General features: G+C 60.4%; 20 protein-coding genes and 1 riboswitch. Of the genes, 8 read left to right on the plus strand and 12 right to left on the minus strand.

Annotated features, from left to right (window positions below; all coding sequences use genetic code 11):
• Positions 1 to 61: 61 nt before the first annotated feature.
• From G5171_RS00860 to G5171_RS00885, 6 genes are all read right to left on the minus strand, one after another.
• On the minus strand, positions 62 to 901 hold the full coding sequence (locus G5171_RS00860) for an FTR1 family iron permease (RefSeq protein WP_204383065.1): 840 nt from the start codon (positions 899 to 901) through the stop codon (positions 62 to 64).
• Positions 901 to 3,906, minus strand: coding sequence for a YncE family protein (locus tag G5171_RS00865; protein WP_421259671.1), 3,006 nt, complete (start codon positions 3,904 to 3,906; stop codon positions 901 to 903). The genes G5171_RS00860 and G5171_RS00865 overlap by 1 nt, the downstream gene beginning before the upstream one ends.
• Positions 3,907 to 3,910: 4 nt before the next feature.
• Entirely contained in the window at positions 3,911 to 4,360 is a 450-nt protein-coding gene (locus tag G5171_RS00870; RefSeq protein WP_421259672.1) for a hypothetical protein, read from the minus strand.
• A gap of 249 nt (positions 4,361 to 4,609) precedes the next feature.
• Positions 4,610 to 5,086, minus strand: a complete 477-nt coding sequence (locus G5171_RS00875; protein WP_421243706.1) for a DUF2919 domain-containing protein — start codon at positions 5,084 to 5,086, stop codon at positions 4,610 to 4,612.
• A gap of 148 nt (positions 5,087 to 5,234) precedes the next feature.
• Positions 5,235 to 6,182, minus strand: a complete 948-nt coding sequence (gene corA / locus G5171_RS00880; protein ID WP_005345036.1) for a magnesium/cobalt transporter CorA — start codon at positions 6,180 to 6,182, stop codon at positions 5,235 to 5,237.
• Between the two features lie 292 nt (positions 6,183 to 6,474).
• The gene (locus G5171_RS00885; protein ID WP_421259673.1) at positions 6,475 to 8,118 is read right to left on the minus strand and encodes an electron transfer flavoprotein-ubiquinone oxidoreductase; all 1,644 of its coding nucleotides are present in this window, start codon (positions 8,116 to 8,118) and stop codon (positions 6,475 to 6,477) included.
• A 169-nt stretch (positions 8,119 to 8,287) separates the two neighbouring features.
• Here G5171_RS00885 and G5171_RS00890 point away from each other — a divergent pair, with 169 nt between their 5' ends.
• The 5 genes from G5171_RS00890 (at position 8,288) to aroG (ending at position 14,061) form a co-directional block, all read left to right on the plus strand.
• Positions 8,288 to 9,040 carry an electron transfer flavoprotein subunit beta/FixA family protein gene (locus tag G5171_RS00890; RefSeq protein WP_193860402.1) on the plus strand — a complete coding sequence of 251 codons (753 nt, stop codon included), beginning with the start codon at positions 8,288 to 8,290 and terminating at the stop codon, positions 9,038 to 9,040.
• Complete coding sequence (locus G5171_RS00895; RefSeq protein WP_268011779.1) at positions 9,037 to 9,963, plus strand: electron transfer flavoprotein subunit alpha/FixB family protein; 927 nt, start codon at positions 9,037 to 9,039, stop codon at positions 9,961 to 9,963. The genes G5171_RS00890 and G5171_RS00895 overlap by 4 nt, the downstream gene beginning before the upstream one ends.
• 225 nt (positions 9,964 to 10,188) lie before the next feature.
• Positions 10,189 to 11,277, plus strand: coding sequence for a 3-phosphoserine/phosphohydroxythreonine transaminase (gene serC / locus G5171_RS00900; protein ID WP_005345045.1), 1,089 nt, complete (start codon positions 10,189 to 10,191; stop codon positions 11,275 to 11,277).
• 224 nt (positions 11,278 to 11,501) lie between these two features.
• On the plus strand, positions 11,502 to 12,785 hold the full coding sequence (gene aroA / locus G5171_RS00905) for a 3-phosphoshikimate 1-carboxyvinyltransferase (RefSeq protein WP_421259674.1): 1,284 nt from the start codon (positions 11,502 to 11,504) through the stop codon (positions 12,783 to 12,785).
• A 220-nt stretch (positions 12,786 to 13,005) separates the two neighbouring features.
• The gene (gene aroG, locus G5171_RS00910) at positions 13,006 to 14,061 is read left to right on the plus strand and encodes a 3-deoxy-7-phosphoheptulonate synthase AroG (RefSeq protein WP_005345047.1); all 1,056 of its coding nucleotides are present in this window, start codon (positions 13,006 to 13,008) and stop codon (positions 14,059 to 14,061) included.
• 92 nt (positions 14,062 to 14,153) lie between these two features.
• Here the strand turns inward: aroG and G5171_RS00915 are convergent, their stop codons facing one another.
• Positions 14,154 to 16,409 carry an LTA synthase family protein gene (locus tag G5171_RS00915; protein WP_337072119.1) on the minus strand — a complete coding sequence of 752 codons (2,256 nt, stop codon included), beginning with the start codon at positions 16,407 to 16,409 and terminating at the stop codon, positions 14,154 to 14,156.
• A gap of 255 nt (positions 16,410 to 16,664) precedes the next feature.
• On the opposite strand from G5171_RS00915, the gene G5171_RS00920 reads away from it, so the two are divergent.
• Positions 16,665 to 17,750: a hypothetical protein gene (locus G5171_RS00920; protein WP_216978618.1), complete on the plus strand. Its 1,086-nt coding sequence runs from the start codon at positions 16,665 to 16,667 to the stop codon at positions 17,748 to 17,750.
• A gap of 82 nt (positions 17,751 to 17,832) precedes the next feature.
• Here G5171_RS00920 and lysC read toward each other — a convergent pair whose 3' ends face one another.
• Together lysC and argA are read right to left on the minus strand one after the other, a co-directional pair.
• Positions 17,833 to 19,185 carry a lysine-sensitive aspartokinase 3 gene (gene lysC, locus G5171_RS00925; RefSeq protein ID WP_337072120.1) on the minus strand — a complete coding sequence of 451 codons (1,353 nt, stop codon included), beginning with the start codon at positions 19,183 to 19,185 and terminating at the stop codon, positions 17,833 to 17,835.
• A gap of 90 nt (positions 19,186 to 19,275) precedes the next feature.
• A riboswitch (Lysine riboswitch) is annotated at positions 19,276 to 19,499 on the minus strand.
• 107 nt (positions 19,500 to 19,606) lie between these two features.
• Positions 19,607 to 20,935: an amino-acid N-acetyltransferase gene (argA, locus tag G5171_RS00930; protein ID WP_005345063.1), complete on the minus strand. Its 1,329-nt coding sequence runs from the start codon at positions 20,933 to 20,935 to the stop codon at positions 19,607 to 19,609.
• A 270-nt stretch (positions 20,936 to 21,205) separates the two neighbouring features.
• On the opposite strand from argA, the gene msrA reads away from it, so the two are divergent.
• The gene (msrA, locus tag G5171_RS00935) at positions 21,206 to 21,838 is read left to right on the plus strand and encodes a peptide-methionine (S)-S-oxide reductase MsrA (RefSeq protein ID WP_005352745.1); all 633 of its coding nucleotides are present in this window, start codon (positions 21,206 to 21,208) and stop codon (positions 21,836 to 21,838) included.
• 245 nt (positions 21,839 to 22,083) lie between these two features.
• Here msrA and G5171_RS00940 read toward each other — a convergent pair whose 3' ends face one another.
• The 3 genes from G5171_RS00940 to G5171_RS00950 are packed head-to-tail and all read right to left on the minus strand — an operon-like array spanning position 22,084 to position 23,333.
• Positions 22,084 to 22,419: a DUF3802 family protein gene (locus tag G5171_RS00940; protein ID WP_421259675.1), complete on the minus strand. Its 336-nt coding sequence runs from the start codon at positions 22,417 to 22,419 to the stop codon at positions 22,084 to 22,086.
• Between the two features lie 57 nt (positions 22,420 to 22,476).
• Positions 22,477 to 22,953 (minus strand): GNAT family N-acetyltransferase, encoded by a 477-nt coding sequence (locus tag G5171_RS00945; protein WP_216978621.1) that lies wholly within the window; start codon positions 22,951 to 22,953, stop codon positions 22,477 to 22,479.
• Entirely contained in the window at positions 22,950 to 23,333 is a 384-nt protein-coding gene (locus tag G5171_RS00950) for an MmcQ/YjbR family DNA-binding protein (RefSeq protein ID WP_216978622.1), read from the minus strand. The genes G5171_RS00945 and G5171_RS00950 overlap by 4 nt, the downstream gene beginning before the upstream one ends.
• 117 nt (positions 23,334 to 23,450) lie before the next feature.
• Between G5171_RS00950 and G5171_RS00955 the strand changes: the two genes are divergently transcribed.
• Positions 23,451 to 24,242 carry an alpha/beta fold hydrolase gene (locus tag G5171_RS00955; protein WP_216978623.1) on the plus strand — a complete coding sequence of 264 codons (792 nt, stop codon included), beginning with the start codon at positions 23,451 to 23,453 and terminating at the stop codon, positions 24,240 to 24,242.
• Positions 24,243 to 24,456: the final 214 nt, after the last annotated feature.

The following is a 24,456-nucleotide window of genomic DNA, read 5'->3' on the forward strand; positions in this document are numbered from 1 at the left end:
AAGGCGCGGCTCTCGAATAGTGTTGTTACCCCGCGGCCTTGTTGCCACAGGGCGTGTTGGCTTAGCCCTTGCTGGATGCAGTGCTCACCTGCGGGCGGTAGCTGCGTTGCCAGAGGGTAACGAAGATCGCCAGATAGAGGGCCCAGGTCAGCAGCTGCAAGCCAGCGGGTGAGGCATTGTAGCCAAACAGGGCGCGCAGGAAGGTACCAAATACCCCCTGATCGTCGAGAATGTGGCTGATGTCGAACACCGGCGTGGTCCAGAAGGTGATGATATCCGCCGCCTGCAACATGTTGACGGCGGACGAGAGCAAGCCTGCGGCGATGATGATGATAAGCAGGCCAGTCCAGCGGAAGAAGGGAGCCAGCGCCACCTTGCGGGTGGAGCGCAGCAGCCCCCACACCAGCGCGATGGAGACCAGCAGCCCTGCCAGCGCGCCCATCATGCCGGATTGCAGATCGACCCCTTGGCCCGAATAGAGCAGGGCGGAGAAGAAGAGCACGGTTTCAAACCCTTCGCGCATCACCGCCAGAAAGGCGAGCAGCACCAGCCCAAACAGGTTGCCGCCATCGATGGCCGCATCGATGCGCGCTGTCATGGCCCCCACCTGGGATTTGGCCTGCTTTTGCATCCAGATCGCCATATAGGTGAGCACCAACGTGGCGAAGATGAGGATCCCCGCCATCAAGAGGTGGTTGTAGCGCTCGCTCTCGAACTGGCTCACCACCACCTGGAACAGGAAGGCGACCACAAGGGAGGCGACAAGGCCGAGCGCCACCCCCAGATAGATGAACTTGTTGTAGCGGCTCGCCCCCAGCTTGGCGAGGTAGGAGAGGCAGATGCCGACCAGCAGGAAGGCTTCCAGCCCCTCGCGCAGGGTAATGAGAAAACTTGCAAACATCAGGATTGAGGCTCCGTAGCGGGCGTGACGGGGAGAGGCTGCAAGGTGAGTTGCAACCGATTTAGTTGTAGACGCGTGAGCAGCACTATGGGTGGCTCCGGCAAGCTCGGCTCGGCGGCGCGCACCGCATCATTGACCCACTTGGGGTAGGTGCGGAAATTGAGTTTGATGTCGGCCTTGAAGGGCCCTTGGGCATCTGCGGGCAGCGGCCAAGCTTCATCTCGCCAGCCATCGGCCGGAATGCGGGTATCTTCCAAGAGCTTGGCGTAGCGCCAGAACTTGAGCCCCACCGGCTTGCCCTCGGCATCGCCGAACACTTTTCTGAACAGTCGCGCATCTTCTGGGACAGCGCCATCCACCGGCTGGCCGCTGGCAAGCACCAGCTTGCCGTTGGCGTCTGTGACGGTCAGCTCCAGCCAGAGTTCACGAAAATCGGCCACCCCGGTGGGCAGGGCATGGCCTGCGCCGGTATTGGCGACTCGCACCACCAGCCGCTGACTATCGGCCGCCTGTTCGATACGGGCGGAGAGGGTAGCGCTGGAGCGCAAGAGCGCCAGACTCTCCTGTTCAAGGTCTGGATTGCGCAGCCCCACCAGCTGGTGCTGGGCGCCAGTAAAGTTGTGGCGATAGAGCCGCGCCTTCATGGTGCCGTTTTCGGTGGACTGGCCCGCGACCGGTGCGCCGCCATTGCTCGGCTCCGGGTTCATGTGGCAGTCAATGCAGGTGCGCCGCTTGGCAGGATCCTCGGCCTTGGCGAAGCTGGATTTTTCCCACTCGTCCCAGGTGTTGACGATATTGGCGCCGGTGCCCGGGGCAAACTCGTTGTGGCAGGATTTGCACAGGGCCGCATCGCGGTAGAAATCCTTCTGGTAGGAGGCTTTGTGGGCTGCCGGGCGGGCGTTGATCTGCCGCTCGGCCAGCCAGTGCTGGAGGCTGCCGCCCGGGGCATCCTCGAACACATAGCTCTCCCGGTCTTTCAAATTCACCGTAAAGGCGCTGTTGCCGCCCGCATCTTCCACTTTGGTGATGCGATGGCAGAGCACGCAGCCGGTCCCTTCCTCAACCACAGGTTCGCCCGCCTTGTGGGCGGCAATCAGCGAGGCGCCGCCCTGCTCGAACATGTGGGAGCCCTTGGGCAGATCCAGCTGGCCTGTCATCACCTGCTGGGGCATATGGCAGCCCTGACACCACTGGCCGAACGCTTCCCCTTCGGTTTCGCGGGCCAGCGCCTGCACCACCTTGTAGTAGGGGTGGGAGTTGCCCATCAGTCGGTGGTTGCTCTCGCTCCAGTCCTTGAAGGCCTGTTGGTGGCAGTTCTGGCAGGAGGCGGAGTTGAGCCACTCCTTCGGGTGGGTAGTCGGCGCCTTGGCGGGATCAGTGCGCGGGGCATCGAGTCGCAGCCAGTTGGCGAGATAGGGGAGGTTGCCATCGGCGGTGACGAAGGCGTGCAGATCTTCCATCATCGCCTTCACCTCGGGCTGGGGCTTGGCGGGGTCAACTGCCTCGGCCCCATCGCGGGTGTCATGGCCCATGCCGCCCTGGGTCTGCTGGGTCATGCGCAGGTATTCGCTGACAAAATCCCCCGCCACCATGTTGGTGAGGTTGGCGTGGCCGTTGATGGCGTTGTCGCCGCTCTTCTGGCGATGGGCCGCCATCAGATAGCGGTTGGTGAAATTGAACCCATCCAGATGGCAGGAGTTGCAGCTCATCCAGTTGTCCCCCGCCATGGGGAAGCGTGAGTTGGACGCGGTGTTGCCCAAGTTGAACAGCCGCTCGCCGCGCTGAAGAGGCTCGGGGCGCGGATCCGTCTCTACCAGCTTGGCGAAGTGGGGCGCATCAACCGTGACTCGGGCGAAGGGGCCGCTGCCGCCGCTATTGAGGCGGGTGAGATCCTGCCCCATGGCGTTGTGCACCAGAATGTGGTCGCCATCGATCAGCAGATCCCGCGGATTCTGGCCCGGCAGGTGGCGCAAGAGCTGGGTCGCCTTGGCGCCCCCCTGAAACTTCTTGCGGCGGTGGCGGTTGTTGTTGGACTTGCCGCTGCGGGAGAGATCGAACACCAACAGATCTTCCGAGCCCGCCAGGGTCAGATAGACCCGCTTGCCGTCGGCGGCGAAGCGCGCCGCGAACGGGTTGGAGACAATCTGGCTGCGGTTGCCGACGCTTGGCAGGTTGATCTGCAAAAAGAGCTGCTTTCTTTCATCGACCCGCTCTTTCTCCTCATCGAGATCGATGATGGAGACGGCCGGAAAGACGGTGCTCTGAAACTGGAAGGGGTGATCGAAGCTCCACAGCACATGAGGCAGCCAGGCCTCGCTGCCATCGGGGGAGAGGGCGATGCCATCGAGCAGGCGCGGCAAGCCCTGGGAGTCGCTCGGCGTGTCGCTATGGGTCTCGGTCAGGGTGATGAGCTTGGGCTTGGGAAGCGAAGAGCCCTTGGCGCTGTGGCCAAGCTTGGCGAGATCATAGATGGCGAGCTGGCCGGTCATGGCGTGGGTCAGCAGCAGGCGATCGTCGTCGGTCAGGGCCAGTCCACGGGGAGTCTCGGCGGTTTCTGCATCCAGCTGGAGGTTGCCGGCGCTGTCGTAAGCCTGCAGGCGAGCGGATTCGAACAACGTGACCCAGAACCACTGCCGCTTGGCATCGAAGATGACCCCATAGGGGCGATGACCGGTGGGGATCGCCTTTTCCAGATCGAGATCATCATCCAGCAGCAGCACGCGATCGCCGCTGTAGTCGGTGACCAGCAGAGTGCCATCATCGGCGCGGGCCAACTGGCGCAGATCGCCCCCCAGCTGCACCTCTTTGAGCCGCTTGCCGCTATCGCGCTCAAGCAGGGTGACGGAACCTGCGCTCAGGTTGGCGGTGACGAGGCGCGGGCTTTGCCCCTCCTCATAGGCGATCATCCCTGAACTCATCTGCTGGGCAAACGCGAAAGGGCTGGCCAGCAGCAGGACGAGTGTCAACAGGGGTGACAAACATGCACAAAGAGATGACTTCAACATGGGATCAGGAGCGCCATTTCAAGATGGTCCAGCGCCAGGCGTGGCGCAGCACCAGAGGAGTTAACGCCAATGTGCTCAGCCAGTGGGCCCAGCTGGCGAGGTTGCCCGTGGCATCGCCCGGAGTGCCGTGCAGCACCAGCAGCAGGCCGCTGGCCAGACAGATCAGCAGCAGGGCTTCAATAATCCGCCCCGTGGTGCGTAAAAAGGGTTTGTTGCTGCGGTTCAACAAGCTGCGATGGGAGAGCCAGAAGGCGCCAAACAGCAGCGGGAACAGGGTGAGCGAGAGCATCACATGGAAAAACAGATTCCAGCGTGCCAGCGACCAGAGCGGGGTCAGCGGTTCCCACAGCAGCAGGCCGGAGAAGAACATCAGATAGAGGGTGCCCTCGGCGGCCTGATGGTGGTAGGCCAGCCACTGCCAGAATTGTCGGGGTGAGAGAGAAAGGCTTGTCATAAAGGCTCCAGCACCCGGGCGGGGCCGCCCGGGGGGAGCAAGTTTATAACGCTGTAAGAGTAATGAAAAGTGTTATCAATTGTATTGCTGATGAATCAAAGCTGAATGCAGTGACCGAACACCTATATTGATGATCCCTTATCCGATTGGGTGTCACCAATGGGGCTAGAGTGCGGGCGTTGCCGCCCCTCGACAGCGGGGCAGCGGCCTCCTCATGTTTACGGTCCGATGCTATGACCACGTGTCTGGCTAGATGGAGGGTTCCTGATGAGGATCATCAGCAGCATATTCCCGTAGCTGGCGGCTGCGCAGCAGATACCATAGTGACCAGAGGCTGGCGACCAGCACCAGTGCGGTGGGCCAGCTGAATGACCACTTCTGCAGATTGAGGCTGTGGAGTTGCATCAACAGGCCGCTGATGGCAGAGCAGAGCAGCAGCAACGGGCTGTGGCGCCGGAGTCTGGCGCGAATGCTCTGGGTCTGCTGATAGGTGCCCCCGCAGGCGAGCAACGCCAGCATGGCGGGTACGTCGGTCAGCAGGCTGATGTAGAGACTTATCCTGTCGGGATAGAAGAGGGTCAGGATCTCGCTGCCGCTCTCGCGGGTGACGCCGGCCATCAGAAATAGCCAGACCGAGCGGGTCAGCAACAGGGCGATGGGCCAGAACCAGAGGGGCGGGCGCAACTGGCCGTGATCGTCATAGCGGTGTTCGGGGTAGAGGGTCATGGTTGCCCGATATCCATTCATAGAGTGCAGGTGATGCAGAGGATATGGGGCGAAGGCGACCCCTTTGCAAGGCAAGGGAGAGGGGGGGAATTAATCGGGGGCCATGCCCCCCAATCCGCGAGAATCTTTTTGTGCCGGGCAGCTGGCGTTACAGCCAGCCTTTGCGCTTGAAGAAGAGCCCGGTGCCGAGCGATGACATCACCATCAGCACCAGTGACATGGGATAACCATACTCCCAAGCGAGCTCCGGCATGCGGCCGAAGTTCATGCCGTAGATACTGGCGATCAGGGTCGGCGGCAGGAAGATTACGGCGGCTACCGAGAAGATCTTGATCACCTTGTTTTGCTCCAGATTGGTTACCCCCATGGAGGCTTCCAGCTGGAAGTTGATCTTGTCAAACAGGAACTGGGTGTGGGGCAAGAGAGACTCCACGTCGTGCAGCATCTCGTCGATCCACTTGTTCTGCTCCAGGCTCATGCGTTGGCGCAGGCTGCGTTTGAGGAAACGCAGGGCGCGGCGGGTATCGTGCAGGGAGAGACGGATCTGACCGTTGGCCTCTTCCTGTGCCAACAGCTCCTTGAGCATGGGGTTGATCTGATCCGGCTCGAAGATCTGATCTGCGGTGTTTTCCAACGTTTTGTAACCATCTTCGATAAGGTCGGAAAGGTACTCTACCTTGAGGTTTTGCACCTCCAGCAGGATGTCGAGGGCATCCTCCACTTCAAGCCGATCCTGGCGCATGTAGTGGCGCAGCAGGCGTACCAGCCCGATGTCATCTTCACGAATGCTGATCAGCAGGTTGTTGCGCAGGGTAAAGGAGACGTGGACACCCTTGGTGTCACGACCGATCCGCTGGGGAAACAGGGAGTGAATGTGCAGACCATCGGTATCCCAGTAGAAACGGGCGGATGCTTCGATGTCGTCGAGCTCTTCTTTGTCGGGGACCTCTTCCAGGAACAGGCCCGTCAACCATTCTCGCTCTGCCGTGTCCGGCTTGTAGGCATCCAGCCAGACCGTGTTGTCAGGTACTATGTCGTCAGGCCCGAGCGTGACTATGTCCAGCACCTTGTTGTTGAGAATGTAGGCGGTGATCATCTGTCCCCCCTTAAAATGTCATGGGTAATCAGGGATGGTTGCACAGGTCATGCGGCCTTAGATCGCAGCAGAAGGCGATCCCGTGGATAAGCAGATCGGGCCGATGGAAAACCTGAATGCGGCGAACTATACAGGGGCGGGCCGCGCTTGTCAGGGGCTATTCATCAGGGATTCAGCTTGTTTGTTCAAAAAACCAGCGAGGTCGGATCACCTGAGCGGCTATGCGGGGTAGAACCCGCCTTTGGCTGGGGGAGGGCTAGCTGGGGCTGCTTGTTGCCGCTGCCCCGCTTCATCACATATTCGGATAATTGGGCCCGGAGCCCCCCTGTGGTGGAGTCCAGATGATATTTTGACTGGGATCTTTAATGTCACAGGTCTTGCAGTGAATACAGTTGGCAGCGTTGATCTGCAGTTTGGCCGCACCTTCCGTTTCCAGTACTTCAAACACCCCTGCCGGGCAGTAGCGTTGGGCGGGTTCGGCCCAAGTGGGCAGATTGACCTCGACCGGAATGCGCTCGTCCTGCAGCTTGAGGTGACAAGGCTGATCCTCGTCGTGACTGGTGTTGGCCAGATACACAGACGAGAGCTTGTCAAAGCTCAGCTTGCCATCGGGTTTGGGATAATGGATGGGCTCGCAGCGACTGGCCACGCGCAGCTGACGATAATCGTGCGCCTTATCGAGCAGCTTGAAGGGCGAGTTTGCGCCAAACAGCCGTTGCTCCAGCCAGTTGAAGGCACCGCCTAACCAGGGACCATAGCGGTGAAGCGCCGCGCCGAAGTTACGCGCCGCCTTGAGTTCGCAGGCCAGCCAGCTCTGGTGCAGTTCGTCGCCATACTGTGCCAGATCTCGGCCCCCCTCATCGCCTCCCCGCAGTGCCATTGCGACGGTTTTTGCCGCCAGCATCCCCGATTTCATGGCGGTGTGGATCCCCTTGATGCGGGAAAAGTCGAGGGTGCCCGCATCACAACCGATCAGCAGGCCGCCGGGAAAATGCATGCGGGGCAGGGCGTGCCAACCCCCCTTGGTGATGGCGCGGGCGCCGTAACTGATGCGCTCCCCCCCTTGCAACACGCCGGCGATAAGCTGGTGATGCTTGAGGCGCTGGAATTCGTCGAACGGGCTGAGCCAGGGGTTCTGGTAGTTAAGATCGACAATCAGCCCGACCGCGACCTGATCCCCCTCCATGTGATAGAGATAGAAGCCACCGTGGCTATTGCCACCCCTCTGCTTGCCAAGGGGCCAGCCACTACCGTGCAGCACCCGTCCTGCTCTGCCCCGACCTGCAGGCAGTTGCCACAGCTCCTTGAAGCCGATGGCGTAGTGTTGGGGTTGGGCTGGGTTTTCCAGATTGAACTCGGCGATCAGCTGCTTGCCGAGATGGCCGCGGGCCCCTTCGGCAAAGAGGGTGTAGCGACCGAGCAGCGCCATGCCGGGCACATGATCAGCTTTTGGGTTCCCAGCCCGATCCAGCCCCAGATCGCCGGTGATCACCCCCTTGACCCGGCCTGCTTCCATGATAAGTTCGCTGGCGGTAAACCCCGGGTATATTTCGACTCCCAGCTGCTCCGCCTGTTGGCCAAGCCAGCGGCAGAGATTGCCAAGACTGACCACATGGCAACCCTGATTGTGCATCCGGGGTGGCACGGCCCAGGCGGGTAGTTGCAGGGAGCGTTGCTCGCTTTGCAGCAGATGCACCTGATCGTCGCTGACCGGTACGCCGAGCGGTGCTTGCTGCCAGCAATCCGGCAGCAGTTCTTGCAAGGCGACGGGATCAAACAGGGCGCCGGAGAGCAGATGGGCGCCAATTTCCGCCCCTTTCTCCAGCAGACAGACCGAGAGAGTGGCATCCTGCTGTTTCAGGGCGATGGCTGCAGTGAGCCCCGCCGGACCGCCGCCGACGATGACGACATCAAATTCCATTGCTTCCCGTTCCATCTTGCCTCTGCGCTCTGGTTGGCCTAGGGTAATGCTGGTAGTTTACGTAAACGTAAAGCAGTTGTAAGCAAAACTGGGCAAGAAAAAGCAAAAAATCAGGGAAGAGCGTACTGCAACAAACGCAGAGGCACACTAATGAATTCAATCCAAAGAGACGAGGCATGACCCCATGAAGCTGCTGGTCGCAATCAAACGGGTAGTCGACTACAACGTCAAGATCCGGGTGAAGGGAGACGGCTCCGACGTGGAGCTCGCCAATGTGAAGATGGGGATCAACCCCTTTTGTGAAATTGCGGTGGAGGAGGGGGTCAGGCTGCGGGAAGCCGGGGTTGCCAGCGAACTGGTGGTGGTGACATTTGGCCCTGACGCTGCCGCCGAGCAACTGCGCCATGGGCTGGCGCTGGGGGCGGATCGGGCGCTGCATTATGTCACCGATGAGACGCTCACACCGCTGACTGTCGCCCGTGCCTTGCACAAGGTGTGTGAGCAGGAGCAGCCAGATCTGGTGCTGCTCGGCAAGCAGTCCATCGATTCAGACAACAATCAGGTGGCCCAGATGTTGGCTGCTCTCAATGATTGGCCGCTGGCGACCTGCGCGTCCGCCCTTAAGGTGGAAGCGGGAGAGCTGCTGGTGACTCGCGAAATCGACGGTGGCCTCGAGACCCTGGGCATGCCTTTGCCTGCGGTAGTGAGCGCCGATCTGCGTTTGAATGAACCGCGTTTTGCCTCGCTGCCCAACATCATGAAGGCCAAGCGCAAGCCGCTGGATAGCGCTCCGTTCTCGACACTCGCCGTTGAGGTGGCCAATCAGACCCGTTTGCTCGGGGTGATGGCACCGCCAGCCCGCAGCGCCGGGGTCAAGGTGGGCTCGGTGGACGAGCTGGTGGACAAACTCAAACACGAAGCGAAGGTGCTGCCATGAGCGTGCTGATCATTGCCGAACATCATCAGGGTCATCTGGCCGACAACGTGGCACAACTGGTCACCGCCGCCGGAGCCATCGGCGGTCAGGTCGACCTGCTGTTGCTGGGGCAGGGGCTGACCGAGGCGGGTGAACAGGCGGCAGCCCTCAGCGGCGTCGACAAGGTGTTGCTTGCCGAACATCCCCTGTTGGCCGACGGGCTGCTGGATGGGGTGGACAAGCTGCTGGCCAGCTGGTGCAAAGGTTACAGCCACTGTCTGATGGCGGCGAGTACCATGGGCAAGGCGTTGCTGCCACAGGTCGCGGCCCGGCTCGGGGTGGAGATGCTCTCCGAGGTGACGGCTATCGAGAGCAGCGACATCTTCCTGCGCCCCATCTATGCGGGCAATGCCATTGCCAGAGTGGCAAGCTCGGCACCCGTCAAGGTGATGACAGTGCGGGCCACCGCGTTTGCCAAGGCGGCGACGGGCGGACAGGCTCTTATCGAGCACTTGGCCGTGCCCGAATTCGCTGGCCGTACCCGGCTGGTCGAGCGCCGCGCGGTGCGCTCCAGCAGGCCCGAATTGACAGCCGCTCGGGTGGTGGTCTCCGGTGGTCGGGCGCTGGGCTCCAAGGCGCAATTTGCTCTGATTGAGGCGCTGGCCGACAAGCTGGGCGGCGCGGTGGGGGCATCGCGGGCCGCCGTTGATGCGGGATATGTCGCCAACGATCTGCAGGTGGGGCAGACCGGCAAGGTGGTGGCGCCGGAGCTCTATATCGCGGTCGGTATTTCGGGGGCCATCCAGCATCTGGCGGGGATGAAGGAGTCGAAAGTGATCGTGGCCATCAACAAGGACAGCGACGCCCCCATCTTTCAGGTGGCGGACTACGGGCTGGTGGGGGATCTCTTCACCCTGCTGCCTGAGCTCACCGCCAAACTGTAAATTTGTCAGAAATGGCTGAGCTGTGGTCGTTTATGCGCTCTGCCCGCCATTTCTGTGCATGTTCCCTGCAAGCCCTGACCCGTTCAGGGCTTTTTCTACTGCAAGGGGGATGCAGAGTGATGGTAAAAGGTTGAGCCAGCTCCCAAAAAGCCTTTGATCCTGTGGCGGCTCTTGTGTAAAACCTGACAAGTCATCGATTACTCTCATCCACTCACGGAAAGCGTCATGAGCAAACAGATTTACAACTTCTGCGCCGGCCCCGCCATGCTGCCGGTTGAAGTCATGGAGCGCGCCCAGCGCGAATTTTGTAATTTTCAGGGGCTGGGAGCCTCGGTCATGGAGCTTTCCCATCGCGGCAAGCCCTACATGGCGGTTGCCGAGAAGGCCGAAGCGGATCTGCGCGAGCTGCTGGCGGTGCCGGACAACTACAAGGTGCTCTTCATGCACGGTGGCGGCCGCGGTCAGTTCTCCGCCGTGCCCATGAACCTGCTGGGCGGGGCCAACAAGAAAGCGGACTTTCTGCTGACCGGTGTCTGGTCCCAGAGCGCGGTGGATGAAGCCAAAAAGTATGGCGATATCCAGACCTTCCAGGGTGTTGCCAAGAACGAGCAGGGGATCTCCCACCTGCTGCCGACGCCGGCGTTTCGCGCCGATGCGGCCTATGTTCACTACTGCCCGAACGAAACCATCGACGGCATCGAGATGTTCGACATCCCGGCCACCGGCGAGGTGCCGCTGGTAGCAGATCTCTCCTCCACCATCCTCTCCCGTCCTCTCGACGTGAGCCGCTTTGGCATCATCTATGCCGGTGCCCAGAAGAATATCGGGCCGTCCGGGCTTGCCATCGCCATCGTGCGCGATGATCTGCTGGATCAGGCAAGAGCCGATGTCCCCTCGATTTTTGACTACAAGCTCACTGCCAAGAACGACTCCATGTTCAACACGCCGCCCACCTACGCCTGGTATCTGGCCGGTCTGGTGTTCGAGTGGCTCAAGGAACAGGGTGGCCTCGAGGCGATGGAAGCGCGCAACAAGGAGAAGGCCGACTTCCTCTATGACTATCTCGATCAGTCGAGCTTCTATGGCAATCAGGTCGATGTCAGCTGCCGTTCGCGGATGAACATCCCGTTCCAGCTGAAAAATGCCGAGCTGGACAAGCAGTTCCTGGCCGAATCGGAAGCGGCTGGTCTGCTGGCGCTCAAAGGGCACCGCATTGTCGGCGGCATGCGCGCCAGTATCTACAATGCCATGCCGCTGGAGGGGGTGAAGGCCCTGGTCAGCTTTATGGATGGCTTTGCCAAGCGCCACGGCTGATAAGAGAGCTCCACCTGTTTGCTGGCGGCCTCTCGTGACAACCCGTGAGCCGCTTACAGCTATTGCAGTGATTCAAGACGCCGGGTATACCCCGGCGTTTTTTTCAACAGAACCAGCGCGCTGGCGTTTGCCGTGCGATTTCCGCTGAAAGTGCCCTTGCCGAGCGGGACGCAGGCTGTTAACGTCCGGACAGGCGTTTATTTTTGAGATAGCACAGGAAGTCTATGAATTTGTTGCGTTTGGAACCCATTTCACGTGTGGCCGGTGAGGTCAATTTGCCCGGCTCCAAGAGTGTCTCTAACCGAGCGCTGCTGCTGGCGGCGCTGGCTCGTGGCACCACTCGTCTGACCAACCTGCTCGACAGCGATGACATTCGTCACATGCTGGCTGCGCTGACCCAGCTCGGGGTCAAGTACAAGCTCTCCGCAGACAAGACCGAGTGTACCGTGCAGGGTCTGGGCCGCAGCTTTGCGGTAAAAGAGCCGGTCAATCTGTTCCTCGGCAACGCCGGTACTGCCATGCGACCGCTGTGCGCCGCGCTATGCCTCGGTTCCGGTGAATATACCTTGGGTGGCGAGCCGCGTATGGAAGAGCGTCCCATCGGCCATCTGGTGGATGCCCTGCGTGAAGCGGGTGCCCATATCCAGTACCTGAAACACGATGGTTATCCGCCGCTGGTGGTGGACGCCAAGGGGCTGTGGGGCGGCGATGTGCACGTCGATGGCTCCGTCTCCAGCCAGTTTCTGACCGCGTTTTTGATGGCGGCGCCGATGGCGGCCGGTGATACCCGGATCCACATCAAGGGAGAGCTGGTCTCCAAGCCATATATCGATATCACCCTGCACATCATGAAGCAGTTCGGGGTGGTCATCGAGCACGACAACTACAAGCTGTTCTACATCAAGGGCAACCAGACCTACATTAGTCCGGGTGACTTTCTGGTGGAAGGAGATGCCTCCAGCGCTTCTTACTTCCTCGCAGCGGGCGCCATCAAGGGCAAGGTGCGGGTCACCGGTATCGGCAAGCACAGCATTCAGGGTGATATCCACTTCGCCGACGTGCTGGAGAAGATGGGCGCGCGCATCACCTGGGGCGATGATTTTATCGAGGCGGAGCAGGCACCGCTGCACGGAGTGGATATGGACATGAACCATATTCCCGATGCGGCCATGACCATCGCCGTTGCCGCACTGTTTGCCGAGGGGCCGACCTCCATTCGCAATATCTACAACTGGCGGGTGAAAGAGACCGATCGTCTGCACGCCATGGCGACCGAGCTGCGCAAGCTTGGCGTTGAAGTGGAGGAGGGGCATGACTTCATCACCGTGACCCCGCCGACCCAGCTCAAACATGCCGAGATCGACACCTACAACGATCACCGTATCGCCATGTGCTTCTCGCTGGTGGCGTTGTCGGATACTCCGGTCACCATCAATGATCCCAAGTGCACCTCGAAGACCTTCCCGGATTACTTCGACAAGCTGGCCAGTATCAGCTCGCGTGGCTGATCACTGACAAACCCGTCATCATCGACGCTTCGGGCCCGCGCTGAGCGGGCCTTCTTGCCTTCCTCACCAGCATCGTCATTTCGCGTAGCATCATTTCAATAACTTGCAAGATTGCCATGCAAAATAGTTTTGTGATTGCTGTAATTTCCTATTTACACATGCGCTGTCGCGGGCTATGTTGAGATTTCCTAATCGCAGTCATCTAGCAGGAAGCCTTGTCATGCAGCATCAAACCGACGACGTTCGTATCAGTGAAATCAAAGAGTTATTACCCCCGGTTGCGGTGCTTGAGAAGTTTCCGGCTACCGAGGTGGCCTCGTCCACCGTTTTTGAATCCCGTCAGGCCATTCACAATATCCTGGCCGGCGAAGATGATCGTCTGCTGGTGGTGATTGGTCCTTGCTCCATCCATGATCCGGTTGCCGCGCTGGAGTACGGCAAGCGCCTCAAGGCGTTGCGCGACGAGCTGAAAGGTCAGCTGGAGATCGTGATGCGGGTCTACTTCGAAAAACCGCGCACCACAGTGGGCTGGAAGGGGCTGATCAACGATCCGTACCTCGACAATAGCTGCAAGATCAACGACGGTCTGCGCATTGGTCGCAAGCTGTTGCTGGATCTCAACGACATGGGGCTGCCAACTGCCTCCGAGTTCCTCGACATGATCACCCCGCAATATGTGGCGGATCTGATGAGCTGGGGCGCGATCGGTGCCCGTACTACCGAATCCCAGGTACACCGCGAGCTGGCCTCCGGTCTCTCCTGCCCGGTGGGCTTCAAGAACGGCACTGATGGCACCATCAAGGTGGCCATCGATGCCATCGGGGCTGCCAGTGCGCCGCACCACTTCCTGTCGGTCACCAAATACGGTCACTCCGCCATCGTGGCGACCCGCGGCAACCCGGACTGTCACATCATTCTGCGTGGTGGTCGTGAGCCGAACTACAGTGCGGCCCATGTCAGCGAAGTTGTGAAGGGGCTGGAGAAGGCCGGTTTGCCGCAGAAGGTGATGATCGACTTCAGTCACGCCAACAGCAGCAAACAGTTCAAGAACCAGATGGTGGTGGCCGAAGATGTAGCCGGTCAGCTGCGTGCCGGCAGCAAGGCGGTGTTTGGTGTGATGGTGGAGAGCCATCTGGTGGAAGGGCGTCAGGATTTGGTCGAGGGCTGCGAGCTTACCTTCGGTCAGAGCATCACGGATGCCTGCATCGGTTGGGCCGATACAGAAGTGCTGCTGCGCAATCTGGCGGATGCCGTTGCAACCCGCAACGCCCGCTAAAGACGGGATTTTGCAGTCGCAGTGACAAAGAGAAAGTAATAACCAGAGGCCGCTATTGCGGCCTCATCTATTCGTGTTGCAGGGCTTAAGGCTCAGGGTTGGGCATCGGGCCGGAAGCTGGCGCGGATCTGCGGAACCAGGCTCGAGGGGTCGAACCCCTTCTCTTCTCCCAGCACCGGATGGAGCAGAGGCTTGTCCTCGATGGGGGTGATATCCCCCGCCAGCAGCTGGCGGGTGGCCTGACCCATCTGGTAGAGCTGGCGCACCGGAGCAAATTGTTCCCCGAGGATAAGAGGATCATCGCTGCGGGCAAAGGCCATCATGGGGATCTGGTAGGTGGCATCGCGCGCCGGTTTGTCGCCGTGAATACCCTTGCCGGCGGACATCAAAAACGGCTGGTGATCGCCAAAGGCCACCACCAGATAGCGCTTGCCCGACTGGTCGAGGGTCTTGAGCAGACGCTCAAGCGAGGCCATGGCATCCACCACCCCGGTGTAGTAGGTGTTGAGCAACTGGGTGTCGCTCTCGCTCTGGTTCGGGCAGGCGCCGCTGCGCTCCTGCCCCTGATAGCGGGGGCCATCGAAGGGGCCGTGCCCCTGCATGGTGACCGCATAGGCAAACAGCGGCTTATCATCCTGTTCGCTGCGCTTGAGCAGGTGGTCGATCAGCGCATCATCTGAGATATAGAGCCCCTTGTACTCAAGGGTGGTAAAACGGGTATCGAACCAACGCTCCTCATAGCCGAGCGCCGGGATTGCCTTGGCGCGGCCCCAGAATTTTTCTACGTAGGGGTGGGCGAACAGCGTCTTATAGCCGCTCTGTCTGGCGCTCTGGGCCAGCCCCGGCACCTGCTCCGAGAGGTAGTAGTAGGGCACCACCCCCTGCTTGAGCAAGCCCACCGGCAGGCCGGTATTCATCTCGAACTCCGCCAGCACCGTCATGCCGCCAGTGGTGGGGGAGTGGATGGTCTTTTGCCACTGCTGCACGCTGGCGGGCAGGGATAGGGTGGGGGCCGGGGCGCAGATACGCCCCTTCCAGTCGAGCCAGAGCGACTCATATTGCAGCACGATCACCAGATCCCAGCGCGGCGCAATGCCTTGGGGCGGATGGCTCAACTGCGGGGTCAGCTCGTTGATCTGCAAGGGGTAGCGAAACACGCTGCCGCTTTGCAGCATCTCGTCCACCAGATTGAACAGATAGAGGCCGGGGCCGGAGCGGATGATGTCCCTGTGGTAGTTGACTGCGCGATCCACGTAACGAATGTTGGCCCCCAGCAACTTGTTGCCGGTCTGGGTGGCAAAGACACAGAGGGCAAAGAAGGCGACGGTGGCGGCTGCGGTGCGCAGCACCCAGCGTGACAGGGCAAAGCGCCAGCAGAGAAACAGTGCCAGCAAAAGGGTGAAGATGGGTAGGATGGGGTGCTGATCGAGGAGAATCCGCAGCAGCGCCAGCAGGTTGCCAAAATCATCACCCCCGAGTGGCACCCCGTAGATGGCGATCTTCATAAAGTTGGCCAGCAGGCCTATTCCCGAAAGTGCGGTAAAGACCAGCCCCATATAGAGGTTGAAGCCCGCGAGCGCGCAGAGGCTCCAGCCCAGCACCATGCTGCCCCAGGCCAGATAGTAGTGTTCCGGCCGAAAGCCTGACCAGAGCAGAAACTCCCCCAGCTTGAACACCACGAAGCCGTGCAGCAGCACGAAGGTGAGGTTGCCGAGCAGCAGGCTGCCGATGATCCGCCAGCGCAGGCTGCGGCGCAGCGTTGGCAGCACCGTTTTGAGCACGGCGGCGCTCAGAACCAGTACCAGAGTAAGGCTCACCATCAGATAGGTGAGGTTGAAGCCCTGCTCCGGCAGGGTTTGCAGGATCTGGCTGAAATCGCCGCTCTCGGGGCGATCTTTGAGCAGCAGACCGATGCGCAGCTGATAGCGGCTGGCCAGTGCATCGTCCGGGGCGCGCAGGGTGCTGTTTAGATCCAGCGAGCAGCGGTTATTGCGGCACACCTGACGCTTATCCACCGCCTGACTGAGCTGGTCTATCCGCTCCCCCTTGTCGTTGAGCAGCTCCACTCGCACCTTGTCCCCCGCTTGCAGCGGCCCCCGCAACAGCCACTGGCTGCGCACCACCAGATAGAGGCCGCGGCTGTCGCTTTTATAGAGCAGGGCGTGGCGGGTGAGGGTGGCCAGCGGATTGTCGGCGGGGCCCAGCACCAGCGGTTGGGCACGGCCCAGCCAGCTGCCGGGATTGATCAGCGGTAATAACAGCGTCAGCAGCAGCAATCCGCCCAGCAGGGCCAGTAGCCCGGAGGACAGACTCAGGGCACGGGGGCGGCCTGAGGAGGGGCGATTCATATAAGCTCATCCTTTGAGCGAGTAAGGGAGAGATCGTTCATCCGTATAGAGTTTGACCCGATGGTGCGGGCCTTGTTCCAACTTGTCAATTTAATGACCACTTAATGAATATTTGGTTACAGCTCAACCTTGCAAATTGTGATCCCGATCGAGGGGTTGTTCGGAATATGTGATGAAAGCGTCATCATGGGGTTTTGCCACTGGCTTGGGAGGGGTGTGCTGTTTAGGCTCTCAATAGCGACAGGAGGTACATGTATGAATCCTAAGGTGATGGCGCGTCAGGCCAGATTACTGCGCATGCTGGAGAGCAAGGAAGAGATCCGGATCGGACGCGAGCGCGACTGTCCGCTGCCACTGGCCCAGCTGACCAAACTAAAGGATACTCATCCCGCGGTGGTCAAGGTCTATCGCCACGGTCTTACCGCCGAGGTGTTTCACCTCAAGGTAGAGGGGCATCACTGGTGCCTCAAGCGGCGGCGTCAGGATTCGCTGGTAGCCAACCTTGATGGCAAGACCGCTTTCCTCACCGAGCTGGAACGGCGGCGTGAAATCGAGGCGCTGCGCGAGCTGCATCCCACCATCCTCTCCCATGTGGTCTGCACCAGCTTTGGCTCGGCGCGGGCTGGAGTGCTGGTTTCCCCCTGGTTGCGGGGTGTGCCGGTCCATCAGCTCAACGAGCGCAATCTGGCCCAGATGCTGGAGGTGCAGGGTGAGCTGGCCCGCTGGGGCTGGTTTGACTGGGACCCGAGCCCTGGCAACCTGCTCGATGATGGCGAGCAGATCTGCGTGTTCGACTTTGGCTATATGTGGACCTTTGACCCCCGCTTTGAATACAACTCCAATGGTCTGGTCGACTCGCAGTTCCATGTGCCGGAGCGGCTGGAGACCCGCACTCTCTCGGGGCTCTGGCTCGATGAGGCCGATCCCTTGCCGCAATTTCGCTATTGGCGCGAGCTTTGTCTGAAATGGGTCAAACGGGAGATCCATCACCTGATCCGCGAAGGGGCAAGTGCCCCTGTGCTGGCCCGCTTGCAAGCCCTGCAGGGGGAGTGGAGCACCGCGCTGGCGAGTGACGAGGCGCTGGCCGCCAACTGGTGGCGGGACATGTATCGCAGCCACCAGCTCGATGTGGCCGATGATCTGAGCGGCCAGAGCTGCGGCCCGCTGACCCTGCGTCGTCTTGACTGGCTGGAGCAGGCGGTAACGGATCACTATCCGCTGCTGGTGGACAATCTCTCATCTCAACAGACGGAGCTTGGCCAGACCGGGCTGCTGGCCCGCTTGCAGCAGCTGCGCCGCGAAGCCGTGGCCTGCCAGTTGCCCGCCACCAGCTTTGCCTGAGCCAATACGTCAGTGATACATAAATAAACAGGGCGCCTTGTCGGCGCCCTGTTGCATGGTAGGAACCGCATCGCGGTGAGGGTCAGTCCAGCAACTCCTGATGGAGGCGGTTGACGATATTGCCCGCCTCGCTCTCCTTGACCAGGAAGCAGAGGTTATGGGCGCTGGCGCCGTAGCAGATCATCCGGATGTTGTGCTCGCGCAGGGCGTCAAAGACCTGACTGCCCACCCCGTTCACTTCGCTCATCCGGTTGCCGATCAGCGCCACCAGTGCCAGACCGGTTTCCACCTCCACCTTGCAGAGTTGCCCCAGCTCGGCCAGTACCTTGTCGCTCAGGATCGGCTCGCCGTTGCTCTGGCTGCCGGTGTGATCCAGCGTCAATGACACGCTCACTTCCGAGGTAGTGATGAGATCCACCGAGATGCGGTGACGGGCCAGAATGCCGAACACTTCGGCCAGAAAGCCGTAGGCGTGGAACATATTGAGGCTGTGCAGGGTCACCAGCACCTGCTGGCGGCGCAGGGCGACGGCGCGAAACAGCGGGCTTGAATCTGTGCTGGCACGGATCCAGGTACCACTGGCGGCAGGATCCTTGGCGGAGCCGACAAACACCGGAATATTCTGGCGCACCGCCGGTTGCAGGGTGGCAGGGTGCAGCACTTTGGCGCCGAAGGTGGCCATCTCGGCCGCTTCGACAAAGCTGATTTCGGGAATGGGGCGGGCGCGGGTGACGAGGCGCGGATCCGTGGTGTAGATGCCGGGCACATCGGTCCAGATCTCGATACTGGCGGCATCGAGCGCTTCGGCGAGCAGGGCGGCGCTGTAGTCGGAGCCGCCACGACCCAGCGTGGTGGTGCGGCCATCGCCATCGGCACCGATAAAGCCCTGGGTGATGATGAGGCTGTCGCCCAGCTGCGGGCCCAGCGTCTGCTGGCAGAGGGTACGGGTGGTGGCCAGATCGACGGTGGCCTTGCCAAAGCGGCTGTCGGTGCGCATCAGCTGGCGCACATCCTGCCAGTGGGCCTTGACGCCGCGCTGGCGCAGCAGTTCGGTAAAGAGACGGGTAGACATCAGCTCGCCACAGGCGATGAGGCGATCAGCCAGTTCGGCATCGGTCTGCTGGCTGGCCTGCTGCGACATGGTGCGGATCTCGCCGAGTTGATCGTGGATCAGCGCCGTCACTTCGGCGGGGTGGCCAAGGTCGGCCAGAATTGCCTGTTGAATGTCGGACAGCTTGGCCAGCTGCTCGTCGCGGCCCGCTTCGTCCAGCTCACCTTGTGCCAGAGCGACCAGCAGGTTGGTGACACCGGCGCTGGCGCTCAGTACCACCACCCGCGTGGCGGGATTGGCCAGCACGATATCGGCGCAGTGATTCATGGCCGGGAAGTTGGCGACACTGGTTCCGCCAAACTTGGCGACATTGATCGGGCTCATTGCTTACTCCTGTCTTATTTTAAGATTCCGGTTCCATCGGGCAAAAAAGAGAGGAGGAGGCTGAAAATGGCAGGAATGAACGAAGCTATCCCGGCCAGAAGCACTCCACCTGCAGAGCCCATCCCGTACCGCCCCTGACAGGGCGCGGTGGGGGATGATCACTACCGATGACAACCCGGGGGATTCAGCCCCCGCAGCCGACGTTGAGGTTACCAGTCTCCTCACTCGTCTCGGCGCTGCTCCCCCTGACCCAAGTTCACCGGACGCTGGCGTCCTCCCTTGGGCTGCCTGGGCAGCGCTCCTCTTCTGGCTCCACCAGGGTGGTGGAGTGCATTTAGAAATACCCTGCGTTGGATTGCACTGTCAATCGAGTTTGTGAAAAAGTTCAAATTGTCAGCTAACTCAACGCAGGATCAATGACTTAGGCAATGGTCTTTGACAAAACCTTGGAACGGCGCTGCCAGTTGTAGAGACGCTGGCGCGCCACCGGCAGATCTTCCACTTCCAGCGGATCAAAGCCCCGCTCCCGGAACCAGTGGATGGAGCGGGTGGTAAGCACGAACAGGCGGCGGATCCCGAGCCGCTTGGCCCGCTCGGCCACCTTGGCCACTAACTGATCCCCCCGGTTGGAGTTGCGATAGTCGGGATGGATGGCGACGCAGGCCATCTCCGCCATCGCCTCTTCCATAAAGCAGTAGAGGGCCGCGCAGCCGATGATGAGGCCATCGCGCTCGATGATGGTGAACTTGTCGATCTCCATCTCCAACTGCTCGCGGGAGCGGCGCACCAGAATGCCTTCCTCCTCCAGCGGGCGGATCAAATCCAGAATGCCGCCGATATCCTCGATGGTGGCGGCGCGGGCCTGTTCGGCGCTTTCCCGAACTATCTGGGTGCCGAGGCCGTCACGGCTGAACAGCTCCTGCAACATGGCTCCATCATCCTGATAGCTCACCAGATGGGAGCGGGGCACGCCGCCGCGGCAGGAGGCAATGGCTGCGCGCAGGTAGCGGGCGGTGCCAGACATCTCTTCGCCCGCCTGCTCCAGCTCCACCAGCAGCTCTTCGGCCTGCTCGGGGAAGAGCTCGGAGATGGCTTCGCCGCGTCTGTCCATCACCCCCTGGGTGCTGCTAAAGCAGATGAGCTTGTCCGCCTTGAGGTCGACCGCCACCCGGCGGGCCACCTCTTCGGAGCTCAGGTTAAAGCTCTCGCCGGTGACCGAGCAGCCGATGGGGGAGATGAGCACCAGACTCTTCTGATCGAGCTGGCGGGTGATCCCCTCCACGTCGATGCGGCGCACCCGGCCGCTGTGGCAAAAGTCGATGCCATCATCCACCCCCAGTGGCTGGGCAGTGACGAAGTTGCCGCTCACCACACTGATCCGCGCCCCCTGCATGGGGGTGTTCGCGAGCCCCATGGAGAGCTGGGCGGTGATGTCATATTGCAGGCCGCCACACACCTGTTTGATGATGGTGAAACTCTCGTCATCGGTGACCCGGATCCGCTTGTGATACTGGGCCTCGATACCGGCGCGGGCCAGCGCCTCATCGTTTTGCGGACGTGAACCAAACACCAGCACCAGGCGTATGCCCAGTGTCTGCAGCAGGGCGATATCGCTGACGATATTGGCGAAGTTGGGGTGGCAGATGGCTTCTCCCCCCATCATCAGCACAAAGGTGGCACCCCGATGCACATTGACATAGGGGGTGGATTGCCGGAAGGCATTGACCAGACTGGGTTCGCGTTCACGCACTTGATATTTCTTCCATAAAAAAACAGCGATTGGCTCAATATATGAAAATTAATTCACAAATCAAGACTAAATATTGATTTTGGCCGTTTCTGGTCTCTACGAGGGGCGGCTTGGCCGTGCAGATCGGGAAAGGATGGTTGGAAGCGCAGATGGCTGTTGGGGCGAGCGGGGAGGGGCCCGCCGGTTGATCCAGCGCGATAAACTGCTATCTTCGATGCTCCTTTTCGTCAGCTGTGTGATTTCACAGGGTTTTATACAAGGACAGAATTCATGGAACAGATTATTTCACCGGCAGATGCCCTGCCGGGACGACGCGAAGCGATGGTGATTGGTCAGCAGCATGCGGTGAATGGCAACCCGACCCAGGGTCCCTGGCCCGAGAACATGGAGATCGCCTGGTTTGGTATGGGCTGTTTCTGGGGCGTGGAGCGCCTGTTCTGGCAGCAGCCGGGCGTCTATTCCACCGCGGCCGGTTATCAGGGCGGTGTGACCCAGAACCCCACCTACAAAGAGGTGTGCAGCGGCCTGACCGGTCATGCCGAGACGGTGCAGGTGGTGTTTGATCCGGCGGTGATCAGCTACGGCGATCTGCTCAGACTGTTCTGGGAGCAGCACGATCCGGCGCAGGGGATGCGTCAGGGCGGGGACATTGGTACCCAGTATCGCTCGGTGATCTTCTATGGCGATGAGAGCCAGCAGATCATTGCCCAGCAGAGCATGGCGGCCTATCAGCAGGCGATGGCGGCAAGCGGCGACAGTCGTGCCATTACCACCCGCATTCTGCCGCTGGCGCCCTTCTACTACGCCGAGGATTACCATCAGCAATATCTGGAGAAAAATCCGGATGGCTACTGCGGATTGGGTGGCATTGGAGTCTGTTTGCCGCCAAGCCTGAACCGCTGAACAGGTTTGTAGTCGATTTCTTAATAAAAGTGAAAATAAATGGTCGGAGGAGGGAACTTATTGCGACCAGTCGGGACTAACTAGGTAGCGTCCAGGGATCGGATGCAAAGTCCAGACACATTTCTTGCCTTGATAACCGCCTGATGAATGAACGCACTGGCGGGTTGAAAATGATAGCAAGCAGGGCTGCCCACCAAGGCGGCCCTTTTCATATCTGCTTGTTTTCGCTCGGGAGGGGCGATCGGTCAGGCGATCGCGCTGTCGAACAGGTTCTTGATGAGATCGATAAATTCGATGAGGAAGGTTTTTTGTTCCGGGGTCGGGGCGCGCAGCCAGACAGCAGAGAGCACCTCTTCCAGATCGGCGACCACGGCGTCGGCCTCCTGCATGATGGCGAAACGCACCTTGGGATCGAGCTGGGGGTTTTGTTCGCAAATGGCCATCAGGTTGCTGGCAACACGGCCACTGACCAGGTCTTCGATGGTCTCGTCACCATCGCTCTGCTGTTGGGATTCAAACAATCCCAAACTCTCCACCAGATACTCGATCAGCGAGATATAGCCTTCACTTTCTACCACCATGGTTGCTGCCTCAATACAGTAACAATACGAAAATTGAGCGTATTTTAGTGGCTTGCTCTAGCTTGGCAAGCTGCAGTGCAGGCGATGGCGAGTAAAACTGACTCCGCCCCGCTCCACGCACTCCAGCCCGGTCAACGTAAAGCCATGTCGTAAAAATAGCTCATAACTGAAGGCGCTGGCCTCGGTGGTGATGAGCGTCAGACCGAGCCCTCTGGCTCCCGCGAGCGCCGTGGTGAGTAACAGATTGCCCAGTCCCTGGCGCTGATGGTCGGCGCTCACATAGAGCAGACTGAGGTGGCCATCGGAGCTCAGAGTGACAAAACCGAGAGGCACATTTGCCTGCTCTGCCACCCAGCCGTGGTGTTCACGCAGCTGGCCGACAAAGCCCGGATGCTGTGAACCGAGGGCCCACTGCTCCACCTGTTCTGCGCTGTAGTGCTCGGGGCCGCTGTGTCGCACCGCCTGCTCAAACAGGGTCACGAGGGCGGGGATATGTGTCTCGTCAAGGGGGATAATACGCAGTGCTGGCGTCATAAGGTTGGGTCGTCAGTGGGGGAGAGGGTGCGCGGCGCCTGTGGCCGTTTGGCTTTGGGCAAACCCGCGACAACCCGCTCATAGGAGTGGAGCACCCAGCCTTGCCAGAGATCATCCGGCAAGGTGCTGTTCAGGGTCACTGTGTTCCAGTGTTGTTTGTTCATATGCCAGCCCGGTTTGACCTCGGGGTGGATCTCGCGCAGCAGCAACGCTAGCTCGGGCTCGCACTTGAGGTTGATGGTAAGCGGCTCGGCCTGCCAATCCACCAGCGCGAACATCTTGCCCGCGATGCGGTAGACCAGGATCTCCGGGCCAAACGGTGTATCTTCGGTGGTGCCCGGCAGGGAGAGCAGAAAGTGGCGCAAACGGGTCAAATCCATGGTGGGTTCTCGCGCAAGGGGTGATCCGGGTCATGTCAGGCGCATATCTATCGGCGGGCCTGTTCTGTTAATATGCGCCAGCCGAGTATACCCCCCATCACCAAGGGAGCCTATTGGATGTTGTATCACAAGACTTTCGAACTAGGTCCCGAGCGGGATTGGGTGGTGTTTGTCCACGGCGCCGGTGGCAGCTCCTCCATCTGGTTCAAGCAGCTGCGCGCCTATCGCGAGCACTTCAATGTGCTGCTGCTGGACTTGCGCGGCCACGGCCAGTCCCACCAGCTGCAACAGGTGGTCAAGGGCCACTACAGCTTTCGGGAAGTGACCGAAGATATCGTTCGGCTGCTCGATCATCTCGATATCCGCCGCGCCCACTTTGTCGGCATCTCCCTTGGTACCATCCTGATTCGCCATCTGGCCGAGCTCTGCCCGGAGCGGGTCAAGAGCATGGTACTGGGGGGCGCCATCCTGCGGCTCGATATCCGATCGCGGGTGCTGGTGCAGCTGGGCCGACTCGGCCAGCACTTCCTGCCCTATATGTGGCTCTACCGGCTGTTTGCCTTCATCATCATGCCGCGCCAGCACCATCAGGAGTCGCGCAACCTCTTTGTGCGCGAGGCCCGCAAGCTCTGCCAGAAAGAGTTCAAGCGCTGGTTCCGCCTCGCCACCGAGGTCAACCCGCTGATGCGCTATTTTCGCGAACGCTCCCTGCCCATTCCCACCCTCTATGTGATGGGGGAGGAGGATCATATGTTTCTGGCACCGGTGCGCGAACAGGTGGCCATCGATGCCAGCTCCTCGTTGGCGGTGATCCAGCGGTGCGGCCATGTCTGCAATGTGGAGCAGCCGGAACAGTTTAATCGTCGTACGCTGGCATTTATTCAATCGCTGGGGTGCGGACGGAAATAAGGATTCGTTACGCTGTGCATTCAGGTCATGCTACAGCGGCATTGCAAGCAGGCCGTGAGCAAAGCGCTGCCAACGTGCAATAGATGTCGCTGTCTTGGCGATCGTATAAGCCGCATACTTTCAAGCTACAAGGGGTGATCTGCCCCTCTGATTCTTTATAATGCCCCCCTTTAAAATCGCCGGACCCGGGTTCGGCGCGCGCTGATGGCTGGCT

The sequence above is a fragment of the Aeromonas sp. 600774 genome (assembly GCF_049175075.1).
GTDB classification, from domain to species: domain Bacteria; phylum Pseudomonadota; class Gammaproteobacteria; order Enterobacterales; family Aeromonadaceae; genus Aeromonas; species Aeromonas veronii_A.